This window comes from Chitinophaga filiformis, assembly GCF_021646545.1.
GTDB classification, from domain to species: Bacteria; Bacteroidota; Bacteroidia; order Chitinophagales; family Chitinophagaceae; genus Chitinophaga; species Chitinophaga filiformis_A.
The window spans coordinates 18506-31719 of record NZ_JAKIRP010000009.1; the positions used below are offsets into that span (position 1 = coordinate 18506).

The 13214-nt window shown below is 47.7% G+C and carries 8 protein-coding genes; 2 read left to right on the forward strand and 6 right to left on the reverse strand.

Annotated elements, in window-relative coordinates; translation table 11 throughout:
* Positions 1-23: 23 nt before the first annotated feature.
* The gene (locus tag L3C95_RS20505; RefSeq protein WP_236390476.1) at positions 24-392 is read right to left on the reverse strand and encodes a hypothetical protein; all 369 of its coding nucleotides are present in this window, start codon (positions 390-392) and stop codon (positions 24-26) included.
* Between the two features lie 390 nt (positions 393-782).
* On the opposite strand from L3C95_RS20505, the gene L3C95_RS20510 reads away from it, so the two are divergent.
* The gene (locus tag L3C95_RS20510) at positions 783-1706 is read left to right on the forward strand and encodes a lysophospholipid acyltransferase family protein (RefSeq protein WP_236390477.1); all 924 of its coding nucleotides are present in this window, start codon (positions 783-785) and stop codon (positions 1704-1706) included.
* On the opposite strand, the gene L3C95_RS20515 is transcribed toward L3C95_RS20510, so the two are convergent.
* The 5 genes from L3C95_RS20515 to L3C95_RS20535 all read right to left on the reverse strand — a co-directional run bounded on the left by L3C95_RS20515 (position 1703) and on the right by L3C95_RS20535 (position 10990).
* Entirely contained in the window at positions 1703-5437 is a 3735-nt protein-coding gene (locus tag L3C95_RS20515) for an AAA family ATPase (RefSeq protein ID WP_236390478.1), read from the reverse strand. The two genes, L3C95_RS20510 and L3C95_RS20515, sit on opposite strands and share 4 nt — an antisense overlap.
* Positions 5438-5441: 4 nt before the next feature.
* Positions 5442-6686, reverse strand: a complete 1245-nt coding sequence (locus L3C95_RS20520; protein ID WP_236390479.1) for an exonuclease SbcCD subunit D — start codon at positions 6684-6686, stop codon at positions 5442-5444.
* Between the two features lie 134 nt (positions 6687-6820).
* Complete coding sequence (locus L3C95_RS20525; protein WP_236390480.1) at positions 6821-9220, reverse strand: TonB-dependent receptor domain-containing protein; 2400 nt, start codon at positions 9218-9220, stop codon at positions 6821-6823.
* Between the two features lie 52 nt (positions 9221-9272).
* Positions 9273-10319: a sensor histidine kinase gene (locus tag L3C95_RS20530; RefSeq protein ID WP_236390481.1), complete on the reverse strand. Its 1047-nt coding sequence runs from the start codon at positions 10317-10319 to the stop codon at positions 9273-9275.
* Entirely contained in the window at positions 10316-10990 is a 675-nt protein-coding gene (locus L3C95_RS20535) for a response regulator transcription factor (protein WP_236390482.1), read from the reverse strand. The genes L3C95_RS20530 and L3C95_RS20535 overlap by 4 nt, the downstream gene beginning before the upstream one ends.
* Before the next feature lie 128 nt (positions 10991-11118).
* Here L3C95_RS20535 and L3C95_RS20540 point away from each other — a divergent pair, with 128 nt between their 5' ends.
* Complete coding sequence (locus L3C95_RS20540) at positions 11119-13206, forward strand: LTA synthase family protein (RefSeq protein WP_236390483.1); 2088 nt, start codon at positions 11119-11121, stop codon at positions 13204-13206.
* Positions 13207-13214 lie beyond the last annotated feature (8 nt).

A 13214-nucleotide genomic window follows, 5' to 3' on the forward strand; every position in this document is an offset into this window, starting at 1 on the left:
ATGGCCAGTGGGTACACATAACTTCACCGATACCTTTTATCAAGATCCAGTAATTCCTCTTCCGTGAGTCGCAGTTGCAGCAATCCTCTTATCTGCAGATATCTTGAGCGTTTAACCCATACCGGCATGGCGGCCAGCGTTTCGGGGAAATCTCCCAGGTGTTCGTAAAATGACACACCAGCAGCATTCCGCAGGTCTTCAGCATTTTGTTGTGAACACCATTCGGCAAAGGCATAATATTTCTTTAGCCGTTCACGGTCTCCTGCTTTATGTGCAGCTACTGTTGCCGATAATAACGCAGAGAACGCGGTGTAAATTGACGCACGGGGATCCTCCAATTCCACCCTTTCCTCCGGAAGACATTCAAGTGCTTTTCGCCTCCACATGCTCATATAGTATAGGTTTTTGTTAAAAAATGAACAGCTGCGCCAGCGCATGTGCCCAGTGCAAATTACTTCAGATTTTCTTCAGGATTATCCCCCCGTAATCAGCCCTGCTACAGTGTGGGTATTTCTTAAGACATCCTTTACTCATTTTTTTCATAGTAAGGTACGGCCGCTTTTTCTCTTGTTACTGATGTTCAATACGATAACTATACCGGATAAACATACACTATGCAAAGAAAAGTTAAGATTTCATATTTCATATAAATCGGTTCTAAATTTGCGTTAAAGGACTGTCAGGATTGTAGATATAGTCCGGATAATTGCTAAATGGGGAGGAAGCCCGGTATAGAGCCCTCAAGGTCAAAGAAACTGCCTATGTACGACGCTGCTAATTCTATGAAGAGACCCGCAGGATTTGCCCGCCGCGAAATGAAAGAGACAACTGTGGTCAGGCGCCGCAATCTGCTTTATGAGTTGTTATTTGTTCTTGTGTATCTGATAAGCCTCTTGCCTGCAGGTATATTAAAAATCTTACAGAAATTACTCTACTGGTCACTGTACAAAGTGATAAGATATCGCTATGATGTAGTGGTGCAGAACCTTTCCCGTTCCTTTCCGAAAAGGAGTTACAGGCAGATACAGGCCATTACAAGACTCTTTTACAGGCATTTAAGTGAGTTGCTGGTCGAGACACTGCGCTTACTCTCTATGTCAGAAAAAGAGCATCGCAAGCAGGTACACATCCATAATCCGGAAGTACTGGAACATTGTCATCAGGAAGGACGGAATATCATTATTGTGCTGGGGCATTACGGCAATTGGGAGTGCCTGAATATGCTGCCCAAATATCTCTCTTTTGATGTATATGCAGTGTATAAGCCTGGGTCCAGCCCCTTCATTAACAGGCTTTTATACCGCATCCGTTCAAGATTTGGCATCAGGTTGCTGGCTATCAATGAAACTGCACGTTTCATGCTGTCGCACCGCGATCACCCGAATGCCTATATCTTCATTGCAGATCAGTCGCCTTCGGTAAGGGCAAAGTATGAAACAGATTTCCTCCATCAGCCAACGGGGTTATTTACCGGTGCAGAGCAACTGGCAAAGTCGCTGGATGCGGTAGTTATTTATGCCTCTGTAAGAAAACGTACAGGAGGGAAAGGTTGGAATGTTTATTTCTCTCTCATCACAGAAGACCCTGTGGATGTGGAGTCGTATGAGATCACGAAAACCTTCGCCTGGTATCTGGAACATGATATCATGTACGCGCCCGAATACTGGCTGTGGTCACATAAGCAGTGGGAGCGGGGAGAGCGTTAACTACCCACCACTTCCACCTTACTTTTTCCGTTGGCCAGCCTGATCACCTTTATCTGTGTGGGTATGCGCTCCGTCATTTCCTGCACGTGAGAGATCACACCCACTTTACGTCCCTGGTTGTGCAGGCGCTCCAGTGCATCTACCGCTACATTCAGTGTATCGGGATCGAGTGCGCCAAAACCTTCGTCAATGAAAAGCGATTCTACTTTCATCCTGCTGGACGACAATGAAGCCAGTCCTAATGCCAGTGCCAGCGATACCAGGAAAGACTCTCCGCCGGAGAGGGAAAAGACCGTTCTGAGCTCGTTCCCCATATCTTTATCCAGTACCTGTAAGCCCAGGTTGCCGGGTATTCTGAGCAGTTTATAACGGCTTGTCAGCATCTGCAGATGCATATTGGCATATCCCAGCAGGATGTCCAGCGTATATTCCTGCGCAATCTGCCTGAACTTCTTACCATCTGCTGAACCGATCAGTTCATTGAGTTTGCTCCAGTTCTCCTGTACGGCAGTTTTAGCCGTAATAGCTGCCTGTAGTCCGCCGATCTTTGATTTGTTCTCCGCATCCTGCCGCAGCTGATATTCAACGTTATTCCTGTCGTTGGTAAGGTCCCTTAACAGTTTACGTGTATCTGCTGCCAGTGTCATTACTTCTTCCAGTGAGCGGTCAGCAATGCGTTTATTGGTATGATTTGTTACCTGCAGGGTTCTTTCATCGAGGGTGGCCCTGCTGGTGGTAACATTCTGCTGGATGGACCGGATCTCTTTTCTTTCGTTATCTATCCAGGCGGTAGAGTAAGCTAAGAGCTGTGTAAGATCATCTTCAGAAAGCTCCATCTTATGTTCTGCAGCATATGCTGTGATCCATATATGGATCTCGTGTTGCTGCTTTTCGATATTGCCGCTGAGCAGCATAATATCCTTCTCCGTCTGTACTTTACCCGTTGTGTAAGTGAGCAGTTCTTCCTTGCTGGCTGTCACCGCCTCATGCGCTGTTTGCTGTACGGCGGCAGCATTGTCACTGGCCTGTTTGAGCCTGGTTTCGAAGGTGCTGACATCGTCCCCGCTGAGCAATGCTTTCCTTTCATTGGCCAGTGTCTGTAACTGATGCTTGAGGCCGTTGAGTGTATTGACCTTGTTCGTCACATCATCGGCAATAGCGGGCGCCTGTCTGCGCATTTCAGCTAAAGCGGAACGGAGTACCTGCAGCTGCTGGGTATTGTCAGTTATCGCCTGTACATGTTCCTTCCAGCGTTTGGCGAAAGAGCGGATGCTGTCGTCGAACCCCTGCGGGTCCTTCTTCCAGTTCTCGATCCAGACAGGATTATTGAAAAACGGCGCAAGCTCTTCTTTCATTACATCCAGGTCCTGCGTAATGTTGTCCAGCTGCTGTTGCAGCTGTCCCAGTGTTTCCTGTTTGCCAGCCTTATCGCGTTGTTTATCTTTCAGCTGGTCATTGGCAGTAGCCAGGGCACTGTTGAGCGTATCCAGTTGTAATTTCAGCTGATCGGTTTCCCGTTTTTTCTCTTCGTAAGATGTTATCTGCGCAGTATTCTCCCGCTGTTTTGACAACAACTGTTGTATATGTGTATCCAGCCAGGCAGCCCTTTCTGTGGCGGCGACGGTGGCACTCACAGTAGCCAGCTGGAAGGATTGCCATTGCTGTTCCAGGGCGTTTATCTGCTGATCTCTGTCTGCGAGGGCCTTTTCATGAGCAGCCGTTTCCTGTTCCAACCTGCTGATCAATTGCGTCAGGCTGCTGATCTCACCGGCGAGCGTATTGTATGCGCGGTTTGTTGCCAGGCTTTCTTCTTCAAGTCCTTTCAGTAGTGTATGTGCAAGCGGATTTTCTTCAGAGAATGGATGGTCCCTGCTGCCGCATACTGGACAGGGATCACCCGGCGTCAGTTGTGCACGGAGCGATTCAACATTCTCGGCCACCTGAAGTCTTGCCTGGTGAAGGAGTTTGTCTGCCAGTTCTTTTTTTGCCTGTGCCTCTTTTAGTTGTTCCTGTTTCTCCTGCAGTGTTGTTGTCTTTACAGTCAGTTCCTGGCGACAGGTATCGTACTGACGGGTGGTGTGCTCTTTCTCGCGCAGGTTAGTAAACAGGAGCGCCCAGTGGGCCTTGGCGGCATCTGCCTCGCGGATGCTACCCGCCAGACTGCTTTCTCTGGCTTTTATTTCATCAAGCGGAATTGCCGCCAGTGTATTGTTCAATTGCTCATAGGCACTATGTAAAGTTGTCTGTTGCTGTTGATATTGAGACACCTGTTCCTGCAGCGTAGTGATCACTTTATCTGTTTCAGCCAGGAATGCAACGGTGGCCTGTTTCGTCTCTGTCAGCCGTTGCTGCAGCGGCAGCCATTTGGAAGCATGTCCCAGCTGGGTAGTGATCTCGATAATATTCTCGGCAATATCCTGCCTGCTTACATGTTCCTTCTGCCAGTCTTCCAGTCTGGCGATGCCTGCACTTACTGTATTGATCTCCTGTTCTTTCTTCACCAGTGCTTCCAGGTGTGCATCGTGTTTCTGTTGAGCGGCGCCTGATTCAGTTTCTGCGGTTTTTACCTGCCTGCCCTTTTCAGCGATCAGTGTATCCAGTTCTTTGGCCCTGTTAATATCCGGCTGGTAACGCGCTGTATCCTGCTGTCTGGACAACAGTTCCTGGCTGGCAATGTCCAGTTGTTTAAGGGCGGCCTGATGACTTTCTGTGGTACGTTGGATACGTGAAGACAGCTCCTGCAATGCGGCAGATTTATCTGCCAGCTGGGCTTCTGATGCTTTTTTTGCTGCTATCAGCCCTCTCGCGGGTTGCACATTTTCCACCAGGGTGAAGGTGCGGATCCTCTCAGCGGCATTTTCCATGGCTGTCAGTGCCTGCTGATAGTGCTGTGCTGCCTGGTCCCTGCTTGTGGTCAGTGCCGCAAGCGACTGGTGCCAGTTGATCTCGTCTGTCAGTCCTGCCAGGATCTTTTCCTGCTCTTCCGTCTTTTTCAGCAGTTCCTCCCGCTGGGCGCTCAGTTCCTGCTGTTGTTCTTCCGTGAGGCTGACAATGCCCGCTATCTGCGCTTTCAGGTTCTTAAGGTCCTGGTCGGCCTGTTTATATTTATCGAATACCGTTCTGGAAATTTCTGAATAGATATCGGTCCCGGTGAGTTTCTCCAGGAGGGAAGCCTTGGCGTCCTTATCGGCCTTCAGGAAGGCGGTGAAATCTCCCTGTGCCAGTAGCACGGATCGGGTGAATTGTTCGAAGTTCAGTCCCACCAGCCGTTCTATTTCTTTCAGGGTTTCAGTTTTCTTCCCCGGAACGGCCATATTGGTACTCAGGTTGAATAAATCCATGGTGTCTGTCTGCAGGTTCCCGTCTATCTTATTGCGGGCCCTTTTGACAGACCAGGTGGCCCTGTAGTTGTTGCCGTCAGTACCGGCAAATTCCACCTCTGCAAATCCATCGGCAGTGCCATCGCGCAGGATACCCCTGATGTCTCCCTGATTCAGTTTATTGCCTGCCAGGTCCTGTATTTCAATACCGGTTTCTTTTGCCTGCTGATAACGTGGGGTCTTGGCATAGAGCGCCAGGCAGAGGGCATCCAGCAAAGTGGATTTACCCGCGCCTGTAGGTCCGGTAATCGCGAAGATACCGGCCTGACTGAGTGGTTCTTTCGTGAAATCTATTTCGTTGGTATCTTCCAGTGAGGCCAGATTCTTAAAACGAATGGCTAATATTCTCATGCGCTTACTGCTCTTTTGTAGTGATTTCCTGTAATACCTGGTTGAACAGGGCAACCAGTTCTTCCGGGGTGTCGCTGTTGTAATCTGCCCGGTAGATCTGCTTAAAAACGTCCAGCGGGTTCAGTTCGTGCAGCTGATCGGCGCTGACGGTTGTTGCTGCATCCTCCTCTGTTTCACCCGAAGGGTACCTGACGTCTATTTTGGCAAGCCGCACGTGCCTGCCTGCCAGGGCAGTCTCTACCTTATGGCGCAGGGCCGGCTCAGGGCCCTCCAGCAGTACCCGTACTTCCAGGTAGGGGGCAGTATTGATATCTTCTCCTGCCTCCGGCAATTGCGACAGCTGTTCCAGTACTTCCGGCAGCGGCTGTGGCTTGGACGGTACGCGCAGCAGCGCCGTGGTGACAGGTATTTCGCACAGCGCTATATCGCTGATCTCACCTGCTGTAATATCGAAGGTGACTACCTGGTGCCTGTAGTTCATTTCGGAGAATGACATTGGCAGCGGACTGCCGCTATACCGTATGTTTTCTTTCCCGCCGATCTTCTGGGCCTTATGTATGTGTCCTAATGCTGTATAGAGGATGTCTTCATGGAATGCCTTTGCCGGTACAAATTCTATCCCTCCCATAATCACTCTTTCCGTCTTGTCGTGGTCAGACAGTTCGGCGTCCAGGGTATGCAGGTGCGCCATTGCAATAATACCCTGACCATCCTGTTTTTTGGTCAGTGCATACTCATATGCTTCTTTGTACAGTGCTGATACACCATCTGCATAGAGGGCGGCGCTTTCTGCCACTGCCGGGTAGTCGCCCATCCGCAGGAAGGGAATGGCCAGGCACCAGAGAACAGTATTACCCTGTTTGTCTTTTACAGGGATGATCATCTTTTCATAGTCGATGCTACCGTCTTCCCTGCGCTCTATCATGCCGATAATATGGATGTTGGATGATTCCAGCAGGGGCTTGGGGGCTTCCAGCCGGGCAGCAGAGTCGTGATTGCCTGCTGTGACAATGATCTGCAGGTCAGGTTGTGCCTTTACGGCATTATTCAGAAAGGAGTAAAATAGTTTAATGGAGCCCGCAGCAGGATTTGCTACGTCGAACACGTCACCACTGATGATCAACAGCTCAATGTCTTTTTCCTTAATGGTATCTACCAGCCAGTTCAGAAATTGCTGGTGCTCGTACGTCCTGTCATACTGATAAAAGGTTTGCCCGATATGCCAGTCCGCAGTATGCAATATTTTCATCAGATATTTTTTGCAAAGATAAATATATGGCCAGCTTACGCAGCCTACGTGCGTAGCTGACCTCCCTGCAAAAATAAGTAATCGCGGCACTATATAACAACCATGACTCAGATGGCGGAGCGCACCGGCAGCAATCAGAATTTATAGCTATATCCCACACGTATTACCTGTGTTTCATTATAGTCAACGCTGGTATACCTGAAATCTGTCCCTCTGATCTCTTTTTTTATCCGCAGCGTATTAGCGATGTCCGTTGCGTTCACGAATATTTCTCCTTTACCATGCTGAATACCCTTTTTAATACCTGCATCTACGGAAAAGCGGGAGAAGGTCTTGCCCTGTGGTATCAGGTCGGGCGCCTGGTAGATGGCGGTCAGCTGTGCATCTACATGCCGGGGGAAATGGAACTGCCCGTTCAGCTTGACATTGCCGGAAAAGAGATCTTCCCGGGTGGCACTGAACACATTTTCAACCGGGTATTTGTTGACAACCGAGAAGGAGTCAATGATATTCTGGTAGCCATTCAGGTTCAGGTTGAAAGTGGCCCAGCCGGACACCTTCTGGGAGATCACCAGTTCGATACCTGTATTATAGCTTTTACCCGCATTCTGGAAGATGTTATAGATCAGGGTGCTACCGGGAACGGTGCTGGCGATACGGGTGATAGTGGCATCCATACGTTTGTGATAAACGGACGAGAAGAGATAACCGTTATTCCAGCTGGTCTTGTCGCCCAGCTCAAACGTGTTGGTGAACTGCGGGCGCAGGGCAGGGTTGCCTACCTTAATGATCTCAGCATCATCGTACTTGGGGAAGATGCGGATATCTCCCTCATTAGGCCTGTCTACCCTGCGGTTGTAGAAGAAGGACAACTTGTTATTGCCTGACAGTTTGTACGCCAGTCGCAGGTTAGGAAATGGCTGTGTATAGTTGTAGCCGTCGCTCTTGTAAGTTGGGTGGGTCGGATTGACGTCGTATACCAGGTTCACATATTCGATCCGCAGGCCGGCCTCTATTTCCACGCGGTTGCTCTCGTATACGTAATTGCCATACAGGGCGGGAATGGTTTCCTTATATTTTGCCCAACCGCCTGCATTGGCGTCCAGTACGGAGTGAATTCCGGGTTTGAAGTCCATAGTCACCGGGATATAACGGTACCGGAATTTTAGTCCTCCTTCAAAACGGCCACGTTTCAATGGGTGTACATAGTCGATGTTCAGGTCTGTGACATGTTCGTCAGACAGCACGCGGAATGAATCAAGACCTGTATATTCGGGCATAATGTTAGTAAAGAAATACTTCTCATTCTCCCGGTGAAAAGTTGCATTTAAACCTACATTCAGCGTTCTGCCGGGTTGTTTGTAGCTATGCTGCCAGTTGGCGGAGAATGTAGCGGTAGTTTTTAACTCATCTTCCAGGAACTGCCACAAGCGTTGTCTTTCAGAAAGGGTGCTGTTGAAGAAAGGTTCATCACCCCTGTCGAGGATCTTTTCAGTACCAAACATGCCGGAAACAGTGATGATGTTGTTGCTGCTGACAGCCCAGTCGAGTCCCGTTTTCACCGTTGAAAAGTTGGTGGTCCGGTTTCGTTTGGTTTGCTGCCTGACAGTATCGCCATTATCATAGAACCTGTCTACAAATTCATTTTTGTTCAATGTTTTGGTATAGAGGTCATCCGCCTGCAGGAACCAGTTGATCTTGTTTTTCCGGTAGTTTAATGACAGCGAAGGATTGATCTTGGGTGTACGCTGGTATTGCGGCCTGATGGTCGGATAGTTATCTCTTTTTATCCATAGTGCACCTAAACCCCCGCTAAGACCGATCTTACCGTTAAAGCCTTCTTTCGTTTCCTTTTTATAGATGATATTGATGATGCCCGCGTTACCGTTGGCATCATATTTTGAAGATGGGTTGTTGATGATCTCTATCTTTTCAATGGCAGAAGCAGGGATATTGTCCAGGCTTGTCTGGCTGCCGAAGCCAGTCAGGGCGGTTTGTCTTCCGTCAATCAGTATCATTACTTTGTCACTGCCTCTCAGCAATACCTTTCCATCCTGCGTGGTGACACCGGGAAGGTTTTTCATGGCTTCCAGCACAGAGCCGCCGGCCTGGCTGATATTAGCAGCCACACTGAATGTTTTTTTGTCCATTCTGATATCTTCCTGTCTGCCGGTTACCGTTACAGCATTGAGTGCTTTCGCATCCTGTGTCAGTGTGATATTGCCCATGTCAAGCACTGTACTTAGCTGTCCTACATTGAACTGTTCAATCCTTGGCTGATAGCCCAGATAAGAAAATACTAAGAGATAATTTCCACTACTGATATCCGGCAGGGAGAAACGACCATCATCACCGCTGATCGTACCTGCAACGAAGGCGCTGTCGCGGGTTTTGAGCGTAACACTGACGAAAGAAAGCGGGTTTTTTCCGGTGCCATCTTTTATGACACCGGTTATGGTTATTCTGAGAGATTGTGCCTGAGCTACAGAAGTAATAAACAATAAAAGAATATGGATCAATACCTTTCTTTTCATGCAGTCGTTTGTTTCTGCATAGTTACTACCCGATTCGAAAGGAAATCTGAAGTCAGAAGTGCACAGAGAAGATATGATGCATGTTTTGAAACTCGTATGCCACCTTCCATTCATACCGGCTGCAGATCTGTTTCACCAGGGAAAGTCCCAGGCCTGTACCCCGCGTAATGGAAGAAGTAGTAGTGCCAAAACGTTTGAACAGCTGGTCGTGTTGTAAAGCTTCAGTAGCTGAATTAGCAACAGACAAATGTTTATCTGACAGTGTAATGGATATAGTGCCTTTATTGGCAGTATACCTGATCGCATTCGTGATCAGATTATTCAGCAGGATCTCGATAAGAATTTTATTGCCTTCTACTGTTATGCCCGGGGGAATATCAGTTTCCAGGATCAGGTCTTTGTCGTCAGAAAAATTGGAGAAAAGGCTCAGGGTGCTTTCAAGCAATCTGGAAAGGTCTATGATCTCTCTGTCCATGAACTGGCTGTTCTCTATTTTAGTCAGCAGCAACAGGTTTTTGTTGATACGGGCTACTCTGGAAAGGGCCTTGTTGGCGTCTTCAATCAGTTCATATTGTTCATCTGTCAGCAGTTTGCTTTGGAGCAGGAGGTCCAGTTTGGACTGTATAATAGCCAGTGGCGTCTGCAATTCATGAGAGGCATTGTCGGCAAATTCTTTCTGCTGATTATATACAGCGATATTACCGGCGATCAGTTTATTGAGGCTTTGGTTCAGTTCTGCAAATTCATTGATGTCTGTTTCTTCAAAAACTACGGTTTGCTGCTGGTCGAGGTTAAAGCTCTTGATCTTGGCCAGGCTGTTGTAAAAAGGCTGCCATAAACGTCTGGAGATCCTCCTGTTGATCAGTACAAATCCCATGATCAGCAAGAGGAAGAATAACATGGTCAGCGAAGTTACGATCACGATGATCAGGTAACGGTCTTCTCTTCCTGCTGCTGGTGTAAGCTCAATATGATGTTCATCCAGCTCATGACGCCACAGCTCATTGAGAATGAAATAATAGACCGGGATACTGCATATCAGTACCAGTCCTGCATAGATCATGAATCTTTTTAGTGAGAGGTTCAGCAGCTTGCTCATATTTCCCATTTATAACCGGTGCCGTACAGGGTTTTCAGGTAGTTATCGCAACCTGCTTCAGTCAGTTTCTTTTTCAGGTTCTTGATGTGAACGTAAATGAAGTCGTAATTGTCGAACATGTCTGCCACATCACCTGAAAGATGTTCGGCCAATGCACTTTTGGAAATTACTTTGTTTTTATTGCTGATGAAGTAAAGCAGGAGGTCGAATTCTTTTCTTGTGAGCGAAACGTTCCTGTCATTGACTGTAACTGTTTTGGCAAGCAGGTTGATCCTGAGTTCATTTTGCTCTATAATATTGACATTGCCGAATTGTTTACGACGGATGATGGAGTAAATGCGTGCGGCCAGTTCCGGAAGGTGGAAGGGTTTTGTCAGGTAATCGTCCGCACCTATCTGCAACCCTTTTATTTTATCTTCCAGGGAGTTTTTGGCAGAGATGATAATCACCCCATCCTGTTTGTTCTGTTCCTTGATCTCTTCCAGGATCTTTAGGCCATCTCCGCCGGGTAGCATAAGGTCCAGCAGGATGCAATCATAGTCATGAATGTTGATCTTATCGACCGCCTGTGCAAAGGTGGTGGCAAATTCACACAGATAATTCTCATCTGACAGGTAAGCGCCTATACTTTTTGCCAGTGCCGTTTCGTCTTCTATTATTAAAATTTTCATCTGTGAAAGTATTGATGCATTCTGAATAGATTCTAAAGAACTGGTATCTCTTCCGATTTACGACAGAATTTCTTCCAATTTACGACAGATTTGCCTATTAAGTTTGCAGGCAGATTAAAACAGCACGTATGGCCAGAGATGAACATAAGGGGAGGTTCTCAGTTATTGTATTGATCGTATTTTTGCTTTTGTCGCTATCTGCTCTTACCCGTATTATATTACTTGCAGGGACGCATGCTTCGGGTGTATCTGTAGTACAATTTATTACCTCGCTCTTCATAGGAATATTGTATGATCTGTCGGTAGCTTCTTTTGTTATTATACCTTATGTATTACACCTGTGGCTGCAGAATGATTTTATCTACCGCAAAAGCGTCATGCCTTTTGTATGTCTGTTCTTTGCAGGTTTGCTCGCTTTGTTGTTGTTTACAGATGTTATACCAAAAGACTTTAACGCTGATCTGCATAATGTGCTGGTGTACTATGTAGCTGCCCGGTTTATCATTTATATTTTTCTCTTCTTTATGCCTTATTCCTTCCGGGTGCGCTGGCGCACAGGCATATTGTATGTGATCACGGCACTGGTGGTTTTTCTGTTGCTGTTCAACGCTGTGAGTGAGTGGTTCTTCTGGCAGGAGTTCTCTACCCGGTATAATTTTATTGCGGTGGATTACCTGGTATATACTACAGAAGTATTGGGTAATATTACCGAGTCATATCCGCTGGCGCCGATACTAAGCGCTGTTGGTGGATTGACTATTGTCATTGTAGTGCTGTTGCGTAAACACATCAGGGCCAGCGTTGTGACGCCATATCCTTTTCTAAAGCGTTCTGCGGTGGCAATAAGCCTCTTACTGACACCGTTGCTGGCATATTATGCTGTGCAGGAGAAATGGCGGCATTTCAGTGCGAATGAATATGCCAATTCACTGGCAGGAAACGGCCTGTATGAGTTTGCGGTGGCTTTTACACAGAATGAGCTGGACTATTATAAATTTTATCAGACCATACCTGATGCTACTGCATTCCGTTTATTGCGGCAACAACTGGAAACGCCCAATAGTCATTTTGTAAGTAAGGACCTTTACAATATAGAGAGGGATATCACTTATACGGAGCCGGAAAGAAAGTTGAATGTTGTACTGATCAGTGTTGAGAGTCTGAGTGCCAGTTTCATGCAGACATTTGGCGGTAATGAGCATATTACGCCATATCTGGATTCCCTGGCACATCATAGCCTGCTGTTCACCAATCTCTATTCCTCAGGCACCCGAACGGTGCGCGGACTGGAGGCCCTGTCGCTTTCCATACCGCCTACACCAGGCCAGAGCATTGTGAAGCGGCCCGACAATGGGCATCTGTTCTCCTTGGGAAGTGTATTGCGTAGGCACGGCTATACAACCCAATACATTTATGGGGGCTACAGCTATTTTGATAATATGAAGGAGTTCTTTGGTCATAATGGTTACAATGTGATTGACAGGTCTGCTATACCGGCTGAGCAGGTGCATTACCAGAATATCTGGGGCGTGGCAGACGAGGATCTGTTCGATCTGTCACTACGTGTACTCGACGGCGATGCTACAGCCGGAAAGCCTTTCTTCGCCCATATTATGACTGTCAGTAACCACCGGCCATTTACCTATCCTGATGGAAGGATCGATATTCCTGCTGCCAGGCAGGTAAGGGAAGGGGCGGTAAAGTATACAGACTATGCCATCAATAAATTCCTGCAGGATGCGCGGAGCAAGCCCTGGTTTGACAGTACCATCTTCGTGATCGTAGCTGACCATTGTGCGGGTAGCGCGGGTAGTGTGGAGTTGCCGGTGACAGGATATCACATTCCCATGCTGATATATGCCCCTAAGATCCTGCAACCGCGGGAGGTGAATACCCTGACCGCACAGATAGATGTAGCGCCCACTATCCTCGGGCTAATGCATCTGCGGTACCGTTCGAAGTTCTTCGGACAGGATGTACTGCATATGCCGGCGGACAGGCAGCGGGCTTTCATCAGTACTTACCAGGGGCTGGGATATCTGCGGAATGGTAAGCTGTTGGTACAGTCGCCGGTAAAGAGCATACATGAATACCTGCCTGATTTTAAGAGTGGCAATGAAACTGCTGTGCAGGTGGAGAGTGGACTGGCGAAAGAGGCAATTGCGTATTACCAAAGCATTAGCTGGTTGCTACGGCACAGGCGGCAATTGGAGTAACAGCAGCC